General features: G+C 73.9%; 15 protein-coding genes. 5 read left to right on the plus strand and 10 right to left on the minus strand.

Going from position 1 to position 15270, the window contains the following annotated elements; genetic code table 11:
• The first annotated feature begins 21 nt into the window (after window positions 1–21).
• Entirely contained in the window at window positions 22–1470 is a 1449-nt protein-coding gene (locus tag ACIBG7_RS02625) for an NADH-ubiquinone oxidoreductase-F iron-sulfur binding region domain-containing protein (protein ID WP_397334944.1), read from the plus strand.
• A gap of 242 nt (window positions 1471–1712) precedes the next feature.
• On the opposite strand, the gene ACIBG7_RS02630 is transcribed toward ACIBG7_RS02625, so the two are convergent.
• Complete coding sequence (locus ACIBG7_RS02630) at window positions 1713–2339, minus strand: nucleotidyltransferase domain-containing protein (protein WP_397334945.1); 627 nt, start codon at window positions 2337–2339, stop codon at window positions 1713–1715.
• Window positions 2340–2602: 263 nt separating this feature from the next.
• Between ACIBG7_RS02630 and ACIBG7_RS02635 the strand changes: the two genes are divergently transcribed.
• Window positions 2603–3934, plus strand: coding sequence for an NAD(P)/FAD-dependent oxidoreductase (locus tag ACIBG7_RS02635; protein WP_397334946.1), 1332 nt, complete (start codon window positions 2603–2605; stop codon window positions 3932–3934).
• A gap of 48 nt (window positions 3935–3982) precedes the next feature.
• Here the strand turns inward: ACIBG7_RS02635 and ACIBG7_RS02640 are convergent, their stop codons facing one another.
• Window positions 3983–4498: a DoxX family protein gene (locus tag ACIBG7_RS02640; RefSeq protein WP_357916890.1), complete on the minus strand. Its 516-nt coding sequence runs from the start codon at window positions 4496–4498 to the stop codon at window positions 3983–3985.
• A 171-nt stretch (window positions 4499–4669) separates the two neighbouring features.
• Here ACIBG7_RS02640 and ACIBG7_RS02645 point away from each other — a divergent pair, with 171 nt between their 5' ends.
• Genes ACIBG7_RS02645 through ACIBG7_RS02655 form a run of 3 tightly spaced genes read left to right on the plus strand, consistent with a single transcriptional unit; the run spans window position 4670 to window position 7367 of the window.
• Window positions 4670–6091 (plus strand): FAD-binding oxidoreductase, encoded by a 1422-nt coding sequence (locus tag ACIBG7_RS02645; protein ID WP_397334947.1) that lies wholly within the window; start codon window positions 4670–4672, stop codon window positions 6089–6091.
• 22 nt (window positions 6092–6113) lie between these two features.
• Complete coding sequence (locus ACIBG7_RS02650; protein ID WP_397334948.1) at window positions 6114–6677, plus strand: hypothetical protein; 564 nt, start codon at window positions 6114–6116, stop codon at window positions 6675–6677.
• 48 nt (window positions 6678–6725) lie between these two features.
• Complete coding sequence (locus ACIBG7_RS02655) at window positions 6726–7367, plus strand: GNAT family protein (RefSeq protein ID WP_357916881.1); 642 nt, start codon at window positions 6726–6728, stop codon at window positions 7365–7367.
• Here the strand turns inward: ACIBG7_RS02655 and ACIBG7_RS02660 are convergent.
• The 8 genes from ACIBG7_RS02660 to ACIBG7_RS02695 all read right to left on the minus strand — a co-directional run bounded on the left by ACIBG7_RS02660 (window position 7341) and on the right by ACIBG7_RS02695 (window position 15255).
• Entirely contained in the window at window positions 7341–9278 is a 1938-nt protein-coding gene (locus ACIBG7_RS02660) for an acetoacetate--CoA ligase (RefSeq protein WP_357916878.1), read from the minus strand. The two genes, ACIBG7_RS02655 and ACIBG7_RS02660, sit on opposite strands and share 27 nt — an antisense overlap.
• 91 nt (window positions 9279–9369) lie before the next feature.
• Window positions 9370–10092, minus strand: coding sequence for a haloacid dehalogenase-like hydrolase (locus ACIBG7_RS02665; protein WP_357916875.1), 723 nt, complete (start codon window positions 10090–10092; stop codon window positions 9370–9372).
• Between the two features lie 49 nt (window positions 10093–10141).
• The gene (locus tag ACIBG7_RS02670; protein WP_357916872.1) at window positions 10142–10771 is read right to left on the minus strand and encodes an HAD hydrolase-like protein; all 630 of its coding nucleotides are present in this window, start codon (window positions 10769–10771) and stop codon (window positions 10142–10144) included.
• Entirely contained in the window at window positions 10768–11274 is a 507-nt protein-coding gene (locus ACIBG7_RS02675) for a DUF6912 family protein (protein ID WP_397334949.1), read from the minus strand. The genes ACIBG7_RS02670 and ACIBG7_RS02675 overlap by 4 nt, the downstream gene beginning before the upstream one ends.
• Before the next feature lie 8 nt (window positions 11275–11282).
• Window positions 11283–11924: an HAD family phosphatase gene (locus ACIBG7_RS02680; protein WP_357916867.1), complete on the minus strand. Its 642-nt coding sequence runs from the start codon at window positions 11922–11924 to the stop codon at window positions 11283–11285.
• Between the two features lie 25 nt (window positions 11925–11949).
• Window positions 11950–13236: a glycoside hydrolase family 3 protein gene (locus ACIBG7_RS02685; protein WP_397334951.1), complete on the minus strand. Its 1287-nt coding sequence runs from the start codon at window positions 13234–13236 to the stop codon at window positions 11950–11952.
• Window positions 13237–13294: 58 nt separating this feature from the next.
• Window positions 13295–15001, minus strand: a complete 1707-nt coding sequence (gene ptsP, locus ACIBG7_RS02690) for a phosphoenolpyruvate--protein phosphotransferase (protein ID WP_397334952.1) — start codon at window positions 14999–15001, stop codon at window positions 13295–13297.
• Window positions 14998–15255, minus strand: a complete 258-nt coding sequence (locus ACIBG7_RS02695; RefSeq protein ID WP_397334954.1) for an HPr family phosphocarrier protein — start codon at window positions 15253–15255, stop codon at window positions 14998–15000. The genes ptsP and ACIBG7_RS02695 overlap by 4 nt, the downstream gene beginning before the upstream one ends.
• Window positions 15256–15270: the final 15 nt, after the last annotated feature.

Here is a 15270-nt window from a genome sequence, read left to right on the forward strand (position 1 = left end):
CACGTTCCGCTGGAGGACATCATGATCCCGCACAAGGTCCCGCCGGTCGTGCGGCTCGGGCCGGCCCGGCTCACCGAGGGGCTCGACCACTGCCGCCGCCTCGACCTGCCCGCCCACCGCACCATCCACGGCGCTCCGGCGCCGCTCGACCTGGAGTCCCTCATCGCGCAGGCCGATCTCGTCGACCTGCGCGGGCGGGGCGGGGCGGCCTTCCCCTTCGCCCGCAAGCTGCGTGCGGTCGCCGGCAACCGCTCAGAACGCGTCGTTCTGATCAACGCCGCCGAGGGCGAGCCCGCCAGCCGGAAAGACGCCATGCTGCTCGTCCGTACGCCGCACCTGGTGCTCGACGGCGCCGTCCTCGCCGCCGAGGCGCTGCGCGCGCGGGAGATCGTGCTCGCGGTGGCCGCCGACAGCGTGCCCTTCGCCTCCGCCGAGGCGGCCGTCGCCGAGCGCCGCGCCGCCGGGGTGGCCGGGGCAGAGGAGTCGCGGCTGCGGATCCGCGTGATCGGCCTGCCCGAACGCTTCATCACCGGCGAGGGCGGCGCGCTGGTGCGAGGCGTCAACGGCGAGACCCCGACGCCGCCCGGACGCAAGCGCCGGGCCGCGCACGAGGGCGTGGACGGGCTGCCCACGCTGCTGTCCAACGCCGAGACCTTCGCCCAGCTCGCCCTGCTCGCCCGGCTGGGCCCGGCCGCCTACGCCGACGTCGGGACGCCTCGCGAACCCGGCACCCTGCTGCTCACCGTCGGCGGCGAGACCGTCGTCGAGGCCGCGCACGGCATGCCGCTCTCGGCCGTCCTCGACCTGTGCTCGCCGGGCGCCGACCTCGGGCCGGGCGTGCTCCTGGGCGGCTACCACGGCACCTGGCTGACCGCCGCCGAGGCCCGCACCGCCGTACTCTCCCGTGCCGCCGGGACCCCGCTCGGCGCCGGCATCGTCCTGCCGCTCGGCCCGGACACCTGCCCGCTCGGCGAGACCGCCCGCGTCGCCGCCTACCTCGCCGGCCAGTCCGCCGGGCAGTGCGGGCCCTGCCGGCTCGGGCTGCCCGACCTCGCCCGTGCGCTGCTGGCCCTCTGCTCGGGCGAGGGCTCACCCGAGGCCGTACGGCGAGCCGCCCGGTCGGTCGAGCGGCGGGGCGCCTGCTCCCACCCCGACGGCACCGCCCGCTTCGCCCTGTCCGCCCTGGACGTCTTCGCCACCGACATCGCCTCGCACCTGGACGCCGGCACCTGTGGCCGCCCCGTGCTCGGCGTCCTTCCGCTGCCCGAGTCGCCTGCGGAACCTGAATACCGGCTCGACGTCGACTGGACGCGGTGTGAGGGGCACGGCTTGTGCGCTCATCTTTTGCCGGAGTTCGTCGACCTCGACGACTTCGGTTACCCGGCCTTCCGGCCTGTCCCGGGCGGCATGCTGCGTGAGGCCCGCCGGGCCGTCGAGATGTGCCCCGCCCTCGCCCTCCGCCTCGCCTGACAGCCCTCGGTTCGGAGCGCTCCGCGCAAGGGGCTCGGGCGCTGCCCGGTGGGACTCTCAAGGGGGCTCGCGCGGGCGAAGGGGCCGTGCACCGACGGCTGCGGCAGGTGGAAGGCCCGGGGCTCCAGCATCGCGACCCTCGGCAAGCTGGGCGCGGTCCGCGGAGAAGGCGGCGCGCTGCTCCGGCCCGATCCCGCCGCTCAACGCCCACCGGCGAGGTCCGGACCGATGGGTGGTTCGGTTCAGTCGGCGGGTTGGGGGGTGGTGGCGAAGGTGTGGAGGGGGGCTGACCAGGGGTGGGGCAGGTGGCCGTGGGGGGTGAGCCAGGACAGGAGCCAGGCGGCCTGTTCGGGGGTGAGGTGGTCGGCCAGAGCGATGAAGTCGGCGTGGTCCTTGGGGCGGTCCTGGCGGGATTTGAAGAGCAGCACCACTTCCGGGCCCAGGTAGCGCAGGCCATCAGGGGTTAGGTGGGTGATGGCGGTGAACGGGCGGCGGATGCGGCCGCTGCCGCGGTGGAAGACCCAGTCCTCCCCGTCGGAAAGGCCCAGCACGACCTCCAGCGGGTAAGGGATCCGGGGGTCGGTGAAGGTCAGGCTCTGGGGGCCGGGGTCGAGGTCGAGACGGCCGTCCCAGGGCTTCGCCGTACCGTCCCGGTGGCCCTTGAGGAGGATCTCGCGGTCGGTGAAGGCGGCGGCGAAGGCGGGCAGGTCGGAGTGGAGGATGAGCAGGTCGAGGTCGGCGTGCGGGCGCAGGACCCGGCCGGCGTGCAGGTCGGCGGCCCAGCCGCCGGCGACCCAGAAGGGGCCGGGGAAGGCCGAGAAGACGGCCGGGAGCGGGTCCAGGACGGTGAGGTCGTGGTCGGTGGGCATCGCACCTCCGCGGTCTCGGGAAGGTGCGAGCGTACACCTCCACCTCCTCGGGGAGGGTCGGGCGGAACACGGCCGCCGGGCACCGCACATCCGTCCCGTTGCCGGAGGCGTGGGGGGAAGGAAGTCACCGGGCTCGGAGGTGGGCGGGTCGGAAGCCACCGGGCTCGGAGGGGGGCGGGCGTGAGGAAGCCCCCGGGTAATCCCATGCCCGCGCCTGCCGGGCCGTTGACCAAATGCGGCCTCTGCCGGGGAAAACTCCCAGGGTGAAGAGAGTCGTAGTGGTCGGTGGCGGTTTCGGTGGGTTCCATTGTGCGCGCAGCCTGAGCCGGATGGTGCCGCGCGGCACGGCCGAGGTGGTCGTGGTGAACCCCACGGACTTCCACCTCTACACACCCCTGTTGCCGCACGTGGCGGGCGGGCTGGTGCACGCGCCGGACATCGCGGTGGCGCTGTCGAGGTTGCGGGGCGTGGTGCTGTGCCGGGGGAACGCGGTGGACGCCGATCTCGACGCCCACACGATCACCGTGCTGAGCACGTCCGGCGAGCGGTTCGAGCTGCCGTGGGACCGGCTGGTGCTGGCGCCGGGCAGCGTGACGCGGGTGTTCGACATCCCGGGCCTGCAGGCGCACGCGCACGGGTTCAAGACGCTGACCGAGGCGCTCTACCTGCACGACCGGGTGATCGCGAACGTGGAGCGGGCGCGGGTCACCGCCGATCTGGCCGAGCGGGAGGCGCTCAGCACGTTCGTGGTGGTGGGGGCGGGGCTGGCCGGGGCGGAGTTCGTGGCCATGGCCAAGCGGCTGGCCACGGCGGCGGCGCCGAGGCTGCGGACGCGATGGCTGCTGCTGGACATGGCGCCCGCGGTGCTGCCGCAGCTCGGGGAGGCGCTGTCGGCCAAGGCCACGGACGCGTTGCGCCGGCTGGGCGTGGAGGTCCGGCTGGGGACCTCGATCCGGGAGGCGCGCCCCGACTCGGTCACGCTGACGGACGGGACGGTCGTGCCCTGCCGGTTGCTGGTGTGGACGGCGGGCGTGTCGGCCAGCCCGCTGGTCCAGCGGCTGGGCCTGCCGCTGGACCGGGGGCGCGTGGTCGTGCGGGCCGATCTGAGCGTGCGGGAGCATCCGCACGTCTACGCGGTCGGGGACGCGGCAGCCGTACCGGACCTGACCCGTCCGGGCGGCGTGTGCGCCCAGACCGCGCAGCACGCCCAGCGCCAGGGCCCGGTCGCCGCGCGGAACATCGCCGCGTCCTTCGGGTACGGCGAGCTGACCTACTACCGGCACCGGGACCTGGGCATGGTCGCCGACCTGGGCGGGCTGTCGGCCGTCGCCGACCCGATGGGGCTGCGGCTCACCGGGCCGCCCGCCAAGCTGGTGACCAGCGGCTACCACCTGCTGGCGCTCGAATCCACGGGCAACCGGCTGCGGGTGGGCACCGACTGGCTGCTGCACGCGCTGCTCCGGACCGTGCCGATCTCGACCGGCCTGGTGTCGGACGCGTCGGCCGCGCTGGTGGCGGCCGAGCAGCTCAGCATCTACCCGCCGCTGCCGCAGGAGGCGAGCGCCCCGAGCCGGCAGCCCAGCCCCGTGGCCTGACCCCAAGACCGGCAGCCCGGGCTCACCGGGTTCGCGGGGTTCACGGGTTCACAGGGCGCGGACGAGCAGCGCCCCGGCGGCGCTCAGCAGGCCGAGGGCGATGCTGGCGGTGGCCCAGGCGGCCCCGTGCCGCTCCCAGGGCCGCCCGTGGTCGAGCGCGTACCGCCCGGCGCCGGTGCAGGCGACCACGACGCCGACCGTGCCGAGCAGCAGCGGGTACTCGAACCCGCCGAGCAGCCCCTTGGACCAGTCGGCCACGACCGCGTTGGCCATGACGCCGAGCACGGCCGCGGCGGCCAGCGGGGTGAGCAGGCCGAGCGCGAGCAGCAGCCCGCCGCCGAACTCGGCGAGGCCGGCCAGCGCCGCGAAGAAGGTGGCGGGCTCGTAGCCGAGACCGGCGAAGAAGCGGGCGGTGCCGTCCAGCCCGTGTCCGCCGAGGACGCCGAAGAGCTTCTGCGCGCCGTGCCCGGCCAGGAGCAGCCCGGTCACCAGCCGGAGGGCCAGCAGGCCCACGTCCCGGATGTCGCCGACGCGCGTTTCCTCGACCGCACCCTGCCTGATCATGGCAGCTCCCTTAAATGAAAAGTAAACTTTCCTAAGAGTTAGCCGCTGAACGGCCTCGCGGGCAAGGTCATTGGGCCCTCCCATCTGCCCCCTCTCCCCGGTGTTATGGATCTCCGGAACCAGTGACACATCTGTGACCAACCGGGCGGCCGCCTCGCCCGTCTCACAAACGTGGAACGACGGCAGCTCCTCCAGGCCATGGCCCTCAGCCCCGTGCTGCTCGGCGCTGCGGCGCCTCCGCCCGACTGGGCGGGGCTGCGGCGCGCGCTCAAGGGCACGCTGGTCAGGCCGGGCGAGCGGGCCTACGACCAGGCCAGGCGGCTGTTCAGCCCGGCCCACGACCGCGTACGGCCGGGCGGGGTGGCCTACTGCGCCAACGCCGCCGACGTCGCCGCCTGCCTGGTCTTCGCCCGGCGCAGCGGCCTGGCGGTGCATCCGCGCTCGGGCGGCCACTCCTACGCCGGCTGGTCCACCGGGCCCGGCCTGGTGATCGACGTCTCGCGGCTGAACTCGGTCGGCCACCGCGACGGCCGGGCGATCGTCGGCGCGGGCGCGAAGCTGATCGACGTCTACGACCGGCTGGCCCGCCACGGCGTCAGCATCCCGGCCGGCACCTGCCCGACGGTCGGGATCGCCGGGCTGGCGCTGGGCGGGGGCCTCGGCGTCGTCTCCCGCAAGTACGGCCTGACCTGCGACACCCTGGAGTCGGTGCAGCTCGTCACCGCCGACGGGCGGCTGGTGACCGCCGACTCCACCCACCACGCCGGGCTCTACTGGGCCTGCCGGGGCGGTGGCGGCGGCAACGTCGGCGTGGCGGTCTCCTTCACCTTCCGCGCCCACCCGGTGGGCCGGGTCACCACGTTCTTCCTGCACTGGCCCTGGCGGAAGGCGGCGGCCACGCTCAAGGCCTGGCAGGACTGGGCGCCCGCGGCCCCCGACAGCCTGTGGTCGAACCTGCATCTGGGCCGCGACAACGGCGTGCTCGACGTCCAGGTGGGCGGGCTCTACCTCGGGCCGCCGGCCGAGCTCGACCGGCTGCTCAAGCCGCTGCTGGCCAAGTTGGGCGCGCCGAGCTCGCGGCACGTCAAGCACACCACGCACCTCGACGCGATGATGATCATGGCGGGTTGCGCGCGGCTGTCCGCCTCGCAGTGCCACCTGCCGGGCCAGACCCGTGACGGCCGGCTCTCCCGGACCGCGTTCGCCGCCAAGTCGCACTTCGCCTACCGGCCGCTGCCCGCCGACGGCCGGGCGGCGCTGGTGGACTGGGTGGCCAGGCGCGGCGAGCACACCGTGCTGATGGACGCGATGGGCGGCGCCATCGCCCGCACCCCGGCCTCGGCCACCGCCTTCCCGCACCGCGCGGCGCTCTACAGCCTGCAGTACTACTCGCCCGGCACCGACCGCACCTGGGTGCGCGGCACGCACGCGGCGATGAGCCGGTGGCTGGGCGAGCACGCCTACGTCAACTACATCGACCCCGACCTCACTTCCTGGCGTCCGGCCTACTACGGCGCCAACGCCGGCCGGCTGGCCGAGGTCAAGGCCGCCTACGACCCCGACAACGTGTTCCGCCTGCCCCAGGGGTTCTGAGCCACTGGGTATGCTCGCGCCGGTGAACACCGTGATCCTGCTGGGCGGCGCCTCCGGCATCGGCAAGAGCAGCGTCGCCTACCCGCTCGCCCGGCGCCTGGGCGTGCCGCTGGTCGAGCTGGACGACATCGTCGAGGCGCTCCAGGCGATGACCACCCCGCAGCAGCTCCCGATGCTGCACTACTGGCGCACCACGCCCGAGGCCGCCGCCTTCCCGGCCGAGCGGATCGTGGAGCTCCAGATCGAGGTGGCCCGGGCGCTGGAGCCGGCGGTGCGGGCCGTGGTGGCCAACCACCTGGAGACGGGCACGCCGGTGGTCCTCGAAGGCGACTACCTGCTGCCGTCGACCGAGCTGCCCGGCGCGGTCAAGGTGATCCTGCACGAGCCGGACGAGGACCGCATCGTGGCCAACTACCTCAGCCGTGAACCGGCCGCCGGTGAGCAGCGCGGGCGGGCCCGGGTGAGCCGTATGTACGGCGACTGGCTCGCCGCGCAGGCCGCCGAGCAGGGCGTTCCGGTCGTCGCCATGCGCCCGTGGGCCGATACGGTCGAGCGCACGCTGCGGGCGGCCGGGCTGACCGCGTAGCCGGAAATCCGGTCGGCTTCGCCGTACCCGAGCTGGCAGACTTCCGGAATGCGGCACTTTCCCACCCTGAACCTCAAGATCACCACCCCGCGGCTCGAACTGCGCCTGCCCAGCCTGGCCGATCTCGACGAGCTCGGCGAGCGGGCCGCGGAGGGGGTGCACGACGAGGGCGTCATGCCCTTCCTAGTGCCCTGGACCGACGCCACGCCGCAGGAGCGCGCCCGGAGCACCGTCGCCTGGCAGCTCGGGGCGCTGAGCCGGATGACGCCCGAGAACTGGTCCCTGCCGTTCGTGGTGGTGGTGGACGGCGAAGTGGTCGGCACGCAGGAGATGGCCGCGAAGGACTTCGCGATCCTGCGCGAGGTCTCCACCGGCTCCTGGCTGGGCCGGCGCTTCCACGGCCTGGGCCTCGGCACCGAGATGCGTACGGCGGTGCTGCACCTGGCCTTCGCCGGCCTGAACGCCGACTACGCCCGCACCGAGGCGTTCGAGGACAACGCCGCCTCCCTCGCGGTCACCCGCAAGCTGGGCTACCGCGAGGACGGCGTCAACCTGGTCTGCCCGAAGGGCAAGCGCGTGGTCAGCCGGCGCTTCCGGCTGGACCGGGCGGACTGGACGCCCGCCCCGGACGTCCAGATCCACAACCTGGAGGCGTGCCTGCCGCTACTGGGCGCGGCGGAAGTGGCGTAGCACGTCGGGGTTGGCCATCGCGTCGGGGTTGGCCGCCTCCTCGACCGGGGTGCCCAGCAGGATCTTGCGCACCGGCACCTCCAGCTTCTTGCCGGACAGGGTGCGCGGGATCCCGGGCACCTCGATGATCTCGTCGGGCACGTGCCGGGGCGACAGCTCCTGGCGCAGCGCCCGGCGCAGACCCATGATCAGCCCGTCGTCGAGGGAGGCGCCGGGCGCGAGGGTGACGTAGAGCAGCAGCCGCCCCTCCTGTCCGAGCTGCCCGGTGTCGATCACCAGCGAGTCGGCGACCTGCTCGAACCGTTCGACGACGCGGTAGAACTCGCTCGTGCCCATCCGCACCCCGCCCCGGTTGAGCGTGGAGTCGGACCGGCCGTAGATCACGCAGGAGCCGTCCTCGCCGAGCTTGAGCCAGTCGCCGTGCCGCCACACGCCCGGGTAGACGTCGAAGTAGCTGTCGCGATACCGCGACCCGTCCGGGTCGTTCCAGAACATCACCGGCATCGAGGGCATCGGCGCGGTCAGCACCAGCTCCCCCACCTCGCCCACGACCGGCTTGCCCGCCGGGTCGAACGACTCGATGCGCGCGCCCAGCGACCGGCACGGGATCACGCCCGCGCGCACCGGGTGCAGCGGCGTCCAGCCGACGAAGCCGGTGCAGACGTCCGTGCCGCCGGAGAAGGAGCCGACCGGCACCCCGGGCAGGTGCTCGGCCACCCACGCGAACCCCTCGGGCGGCAGCGGCGACCCGGTCGAGCCGATGCCCTTGAGCCGCAGCCCGGTGGGCCGTGCGCCCGTCTTCATCGAGGCCAGGATGTACGGCGCGCCCACCCCGAAGTAGGTGACCCCTTCGGCGGCGGCCAGCCCCCACAGGTCCTGCGGCGCCCCGTCGTACAACACCGGGACCGCGCCCACGAGCAACGCGCCCACGAGGTAGTTCCACATCATCCACCCCGTGGTGGTGTACCAGAAGAACACCTCGCCCTCGCCGAGGTCCTGGTGGAAGCTGAGCGACTTGAGGTGCTCCAGCACCACGCCGCCGTGCCCGTGCACGATCGGCTTGGGCAGGCCGGTGGTGCCGCTGGAGTAGAGGATCCACAGCGGGTGGTCGAAGGGCACCGGCTCGAAGGCGAGCTCGGCCGGCTCGGCCCGCAGTCCCGCCCAGCCGAGCACCTGGCCCGTGGGCAGGGAGGAGGTGTGCGGCTCGGCGGGCTCGGCCTGCTGGGGCGCGCGGCCCTCGTCGGCCGCGGTCAGGTACGGGATCCACACGGTCGCGCGCAGCGTGGGCAGCGAGCCGGCGATCTCGCGCACCGCGTCGGTGCGGTCGAAGCTCTTGCCGCCGTAGTGGTAGCCGTCCACCGCGATGAGCACCTTGGGCTCGATCTGGGTGAACCGGTCGACCACGCTCGGCACGCCGAAGTCGGGCGAGGCGGCCGACCAGATCGCGCCCAGCGAGGCGGTGGCCAGGAAGGCGATGAGCGCCTGCGGGATGTTGGGCAGGTAGGCGGCCACCCGGTCGCCCTTGCCGACGCCGAGCCGGACGAGCCCGGCCCGCACCCGCGCGACCTCCTCCCGCAGCTCGGCGTGGGAGAACTCCTGCCGGGTGCCGGATTCGGCGCGGAAGACGAAGGCGGTGCCCGTCCTCGGGCGCAACGCGTTCTCCGCGTAGTTCACGCCGGCGCCGGGGAACCAGCGCGCGCCGGGCATCGTCCCGGACACCACGGGCCCGTCGCCGCGCTCGCCGATCACCTCGAAGTACTCCCAGATCGACGTCCAGAACTCCGCCGGGTGATCGACCGACCACTGCCATGCCTGCTCGTAGCCGGTCAGCCCGCGCGAGTCGAGGTAGCGCGCGATCCTGGAGCCGGAGGGGTCGGCCGGCGTCCAGAGCAGTTCACCTTCAGCAACCATGGCACCATCCTGGCCCGGCCGGGCGCGCCAGTCATCATCGGGGGACACATATCCCGCCACCCGGCGACGTGGCCGGGCACCACACAGCGGGTCAGCCGGCCTTGCGGTCCACCGGCGAGGTCAGCGCGGCAACGGCCGCGACCACCTCCGAGGCGTTGCCGAGGTCGGGCAGCACCAGGTCGGCCCCGGCCTCGCGCAGTTCGGCCGGCATCGAGCGGCCCGAGGCCACGCCGATCACCGCCGCGCCGCCGATGCGGGCGGCCTGCACGTCGCGGGTGGAGTCGCCGATCACCACGGTGTCGGCCGCGCCGAACGGCGTGCCGTACCGCTGCTTGGCGCGGCCCTGGGCGACCTGGAGGAGGGTGGCCTTGGGGTAGACCTCCTCGCCGTAGCCGCCGATGTCGAAGTCGACGTGCTGGTCGAGCCCGAAGGCACGCAGCTTGAGCACGGCGTTGCTCTTGATCGTGCCGGTCAGCACCGACTGCACCACGCCGTCGAGCCGGGCCACGGCCTCCAGCGCCTCGCGGGCGCCGGTCATGGCGCGGCCGGTGGCGGCCAGCCGGTGCGCCTGGCCGGCGAAGGCGGTGGCCAGGGCGGTGATGAAGCGCGGCAGGTCCTCGTTCTCGGCGCGCACGCCGTTGAGCGCGAGCGTCTCGAAGATGATCTCGGAGTCGGGGCGGCCCAGCGCGGGCGCCAGCTTGACGAGGGGACGCCCGGTGACGGCGCGGAACGCCTCCGCGTAGGCATCCCGGGTGACGATGGCCACGTCGACCAGGGTGAGGTCGACGTTCCAGAGGACGAGGCGGGGGGTCACGGGCCTAGCGTACGGCTACCGCCCGCCGGCCAGGCCAGGCCCGGGCGATTTAGGCATGGTTGAGCGCTTCGGCCAGCGTGTCCACCACCGGGAACCCGGTCCGCTCCAGCTCGGCGCGGGTGCTCATGCCCCCGGTGTAGAGCACCGCCCGCGCCCCCACGGCCCGCGCGGCGACGCCGTCGTCGACGCTGTCGCCGATGACCAGGATCTGCTCGGGCCGGACCGGCATGCCCGCCAGGTGGGCGGCCAGATGGGCCGCCTTCTCGCCGCCGGTCTTGCCGTCGCGCAGCCCGTCGACCCGCAGGAAGTGCTCGTGGATGCCGAAGGACTTCACCAGCGGCTCCAGATGGTCGTGCGGCGCCATCGAGCACAGCGACTGGCTGCCGCCCCACTCCTTGATCAGCCGCTCGGCGCCCTCGGCCAGCCGGCAGGCGGCCATCAGGCGGTAGTAGCTGGCGTGGAAGGTGTCGTCGAGCAGCTTCCACTCGCCCTCGCGCAGCTCGCGGCCGAGCAGCTTCTCGTAGGTCACCCAGACCGGCCGGGTGTAGACCGCGCGGAAGGCGTCGGCGTCGAGCTTGGGCAGCTCGTAGGGCTCGAAGACCTCGTTGGTCGCGCCGACGATGGCCTCGATGTCGTGGAAGAGCGTGCCGTTCCAGTCCCAGACGAGGTGCTTGATCATGACAGCAGGTCCGGGATCTCCTGGGTGGCGTACCACATGAGCTCGTGCGCCTCCGCGCCGTCGACGGTGAAGCGGGCGTCGTCGTCGCCCTTGTCCGCCTCGGGCAGGGCGGCGATGGCGGCCTCGATGTCGGGTGCGGCGCCGAGGTCGTCGACGTGCACGGCGGCGACCTTCGCCATCGGCACCGGTTCGGCCAGCCGTACCCGGGCCTTCTCCTCCAGGGCGGCCGGCACCTGGAGCAGGCCGTCGGGCACGTCGGCGGCGATCACGACGCGGCGGGCCGGGGTGGCCGCGCCGTCGGCGCGGTCGGCGGCCAGCATGCGCAGGGACGAGCGCGCCGCCTCGGTGAGGGCGACGTACTCCAGCTCCTCGGTGTCGCCGGAGGCGTACCACTCGGTGAGGGCGGGCGTCACGGCGAAGCCGGTCAGGGGAGCCGGGCCGAGCTGGCCGGCCTCGACCGCGCGGGTGAGAGCCGGGATCGTGCACGGCAGATAGACACGCATGAGGTCAATCATGCCAGCGGTGACGACAGGAGAGTCTCCAGCTCCGCGATGGTGGCCACGGCGTCGCGGTGGTGGATGCCGCGCAGGCCCAGGCCGGTCCCGGCCAGGATGTTGGCCTCGATGTCGTCGATGAAGACGCAGTCGGCGGCCTCCAGGCCGATCAGGCCGAGCGCGTGGTGGAAGATGCGCGGCTCGGGCTTGCGCATGCCGATCTCGCCGGAGATGACGACCGCGTCGAACAGCTCGGGCCAGTCCTCGCGCGGGTAGTCGTTGGCCCAGGAGTTGGACAGCAGGCAGGTCTTGAGCCCTCGGCTCCTGGCCTCGCGGAGCATGCCGTACATCGCCTCCTCGCGGGCGAAGCCGGCGAACATCCGGTTGATCAGGCCCTCAGCGGGCGGCGGGGTGCCGTCGAGGGTGAGCAGCTCGGCGGCCAGCAGCCGCTCGAACTCGGCCGCGCCGAGCTCGCCGCGCTCCAGCGCGTGCACGACGTTGTGGCCGCCGTCCTCGCTGTAGGCCTCGGTGATCAGGCGCCGCATGACCTGGCGGTAGTGCGCGGCGTCGATCCGGTCGGCTTCGAGCCAGTGGGCGATGGAGACGCCCATGGGGCTCGTCAGCACCCCGCCCCAGTCGATCAGAATGCCTTTGACCATGAGGACAGAATAATGCTCCGCTACGTCATCGGCTCGCGCGGGTGATGCGGGCCGCCAGCTTGCGGTGCTCGGCTGAGCGGAGCACCCGGTTCGCCTCCTCGGCGGAGGCGACCGGCGCCCGGTCGAGGAAGCCGCGGGCGCGGCGCAGCTCCAGCAGGCGGGTGACCGACTCGTCCAGGCGCTTGGCGGAGATGCGGCCCGACTTCACCGCGCCCAGGACCGCCGTGTAGGCCTTGTCCAGGCTCGGCGGCATGAGCAGCAGGTCGGCTCCGGCCAGCACGGCACGCACGGCCACCTCGCCGTCGCCGTACTTGGTGCGCACGCCCTCCATGTTGAGCGCGTCGGTGGAGATCACGCCCTTGAAGCCGAGCTTGCCGCGCAGGATGCCGGTCAGGATCGGCTTGGACAACGTCGCCGGGTCGCCGGACGGGTCGAGGGCGGGCATGACGATGTGCGCGGTCATGATCGCGTCCACCCCGGCGGCGATGGCCGCGCGGAAGGGCGGGGCGTCCAGCTTCTCCCACTGCGCCCTGGTGTGCTTGATCACCGGCAGGCCGGTGTGGCTGTCGGTGGTGGTGTCGCCGTGGCCGGGGAAGTGCTTGGCGGTGGCGGCCACGCCCGCGTCGGCGAAGCCCTTCACCGCCGCGCCGACCATGCGCGAGACCTTGGCCGGGTCGGAGCCGTAGGCCCGCACGCCGATCACCGGGTTGCGCGGGTTGATGTTGACGTCGGCGACCGGGGCGAAGTCGAGGTTGATGCCGAGCGACTTCAGCTCCGCGCCGGTCGCCTCGGCCGCCTTCCTGGCCAGCGCGGTGTCCCCGGTGTCGCCGATGACCTTGGCGCCGGGGAACTTGGTCATCAGCGCGCCCACCCGCGAGACGATGCCGTTCTCCTGGTCGGTGCCGACCAGCATCGGCACCTTGCCCGCCGCCTCCTGCAGGCCGTTGGTCAGCGCCACGACCTGCTCGACCGTCTTGATGTTGTCCGGGAAGAGGATCACGCCGCCGAGGCGGTACTTGCGGATGGTCTTGGCGTCGGCCGTCGTGCCCGGCAGCACCGGCATGAAGAGCTGGCCGACCTTGTCCTCCAGGCTCATCCCGGCCAGGGCCCTGGCCACCTCGCCGCGCTGCTCGCCCTTCTCCCCGCCCTGCTCGGGCGCCGCCGAGGTCTGCTCCTGCGGCGTGGAGGCCGGGGCGCCCGTGGTGGAGGTGGGCGCGGGCGGCTTCGCCGTTCCCGCGCACGCGGTCAGCCCGGTCAGGAGCGACGCGGTCGCGACCGCCAGGAGCCTTGCCGTACGGATGCCTCGAACCATGACACCAACGCTATCCAGCCCGCGAGCCGCTCGGACCACTCTTTTCCTCCAGAGCCGCTTAAAGCCCCAGTTCGGACAGTCCCGGCAGGTGCTCGCGGGCCGCCGCCCTGGCCTGCTCCCCGCTCGCGGCCGCCCGCGCCGCCGCGGCCGCCGCCCGGCACTGCACCAGCGTGTGCCGCGCCAGCGCCGCCCGTACGGCAGGCAACCCGGCCGCCCCCATCGACAATGAGCCCACCCCGAGCCCGGCCAGCACGCACGCCAGCGCCGGATCGGCCGCCGCCTCCCCGCACACCCCGCAGGGCCGCCCGTGCCCGCCGACGGCCAGCGCGACCAGGTCGAGCAGGGCGGGCTGCCAGGCGTCCTGCAGGTCGCTGAGCACGCCGAGCTGCCGGTCGGCGGCGAAGGCGTACTGGGCCAGGTCGTTGGTGCCGATGGAGAAGAAGTCCACGAACCGCGCCAGATCCGCCGAGCGCAGGGCCGCCGCCGGGATCTCGATCATCACGCCGGCCTCGGGCAGCCCGGCCGTACGGCAGGCGGCGGCGAACCAGGCCGCCTCCTCGGCGGTGGCCACCATCGGCGCCATCACCTGGAGCTGTGCGCTCGTCCCCTCGGCGGCGCGGGCCAAAGCCTGGAGCTGGCCGGTCAGCACCTCGGGCACGTGCCGTCCCATTCGCAGCCCCCGCACGCCCAGCGCCGGGTTGGGCTCCTCCCCCGGCGGCGGCAGGAAGGCCAGCGGCTTGTCCGCGCCGGAGTCGAGGGTGCGCACGACGACCTTGCCGCGCGGGAAGGCCTCCAGGACGGCGCGGTAGGCCTCCTCCTGCTCCCGTGCGGAGGGCGCCGAGGCGCGGTCGAGGAAGAGGAACTCGGTGCGGTAGAGCCCGACGCCCTCCGCGCCCGCCTGCAAGGCCGCCGGCACGTCGGCCGGGCCGCCCAGGTTGGCCAGGAGCGGGACCCGGTGGCCGTCCGCGGTGCGGCCCGGGCCGGTCGTCTCGGCCAGCAGGCGCCTGCGGGCCGCGTCGGCCCGCCGTACCTGCTCGACGCGGTGCGGCTCCGGCTCCCGCTCGACCAGGCCGGCGCCGCCGTCGACCAGCAGGTTGCCGTCGAGCGTGGTCGCGCCGGGGCAGGCGACCACCGCGGGCACCCCCATCGCGCGGGCCAGGATGGCGGTGTGGCTGGTCGGCCCGCCCTCCTCGGTGACGAAGGCGGCCACCACCGCGCTGGACAGCACCGCCGTGTCCGCGGGCGCCAGATCCCGGGCCACCAGCACGTACGGCACGCCCCCCGGAGCCTCCTCCGGCACCCCCGGCATCGGCACCCCGGTCAGCACGGCGATCACCCGGTCGCGGATGTCATCGAGGTCGGCGGCCCGCTCCCCCAGGTAGCCGCCGGCCGCGGTGAGCAGGTCGCGGTACTTCTGGAAGGCCTCGAAGACGGCGCGCGGCGCGGCCAGCCCGGTGTCGACCAGGGCGGCCACCTCGACCGCCAAACCGGGGTCGCGGGCCATCATGGCCTGCGCGCCCAGCACCTCGCGGCCCTGGCCCCCGGCCCGCTCGCCGCGCCGGTCGAGCTCGGCGGCGACCCGCTCCAGGGCCTGGGCGACGCGGTCCTTCTCCGGCCCGGCCTCGCCCGCGTACCGCTCGCCGACGGGCGGTTCGGGGACCCGCTCGGCCAGCACGTAGGCGGGGCCGTACCCGATGCCGGGGCTGACCCCCACGCCCTTCACGGGGCCGTGCCCGTTGCCCGGGCTCACCCCCGCGCCGGTCACGGGGCCGAGGCGATCGCGGCGAGCTCGTCCAGGAGCTCCTCGGCGCCCTCGCCCTCGGCCGTGATCACGATCTCCTCGCCCTGCCGGACGTCGAGCCCCATCACGGCCAGGATGCTCTTGGCGTTGACCGGGTCGCGGTTGAGCTTGCACACGCTGACCTCGATCGGCGCCTTGGCGGCGGCCTGGACGAAGGTGGCGGCGGGCCGCGCGTGCAGCCCCACCTCGGCTACGACGGTCACCCTGCGCTCAGCCATGATCAACATCCTCCC

The sequence above is a fragment of the Nonomuraea sp. NPDC050328 genome, from assembly GCF_044459405.1.
GTDB lineage: Bacteria > Actinomycetota > Actinomycetes > Streptosporangiales > Streptosporangiaceae > Nonomuraea.

Bases quoted from the DNA above. Each gene is read 5' to 3' on its own strand.
- ACIBG7_RS02625 (WP_397334944.1), top strand. From the start codon at position 22: ATGATCCCGCACAAGGTCCCGCCGGTCGTGCGGCTCGGGCCGGCCCGG.
- ACIBG7_RS02675 (WP_397334949.1), bottom strand. From the start codon at position 11,274: ATGCGTGTCTATCTGCCGTGCACGATCCCGGCTCTCACCCGCGCGGTC.
- ACIBG7_RS02680 (WP_357916867.1), bottom strand. From the start codon at position 11,924: ATGGTCAAAGGCATTCTGATCGACTGGGGCGGGGTGCTGACGAGCCCC.
- ACIBG7_RS02670 (WP_357916872.1), bottom strand. From the start codon at position 10,771: ATGATCAAGCACCTCGTCTGGGACTGGAACGGCACGCTCTTCCACGAC.
- ACIBG7_RS02630 (WP_397334945.1), bottom strand. From the start codon at position 2,339: ATGCCCACCGACCACGACCTCACCGTCCTGGACCCGCTCCCGGCCGTC.
- ACIBG7_RS02660 (WP_357916878.1), bottom strand. From the start codon at position 9,278: ATGGTTGCTGAAGGTGAACTGCTCTGGACGCCGGCCGACCCCTCCGGC.
- ACIBG7_RS02640 (WP_357916890.1), bottom strand. From the start codon at position 4,498: ATGATCAGGCAGGGTGCGGTCGAGGAAACGCGCGTCGGCGACATCCGG.
- ACIBG7_RS02685 (WP_397334951.1), bottom strand. From the start codon at position 13,236: ATGGTTCGAGGCATCCGTACGGCAAGGCTCCTGGCGGTCGCGACCGCG.
- ACIBG7_RS02695 (WP_397334954.1), bottom strand. From the start codon at position 15,255: ATGGCTGAGCGCAGGGTGACCGTCGTAGCCGAGGTGGGGCTGCACGCG.
- ACIBG7_RS02655 (WP_357916881.1), top strand. From the start codon at position 6,726: ATGCGGCACTTTCCCACCCTGAACCTCAAGATCACCACCCCGCGGCTC.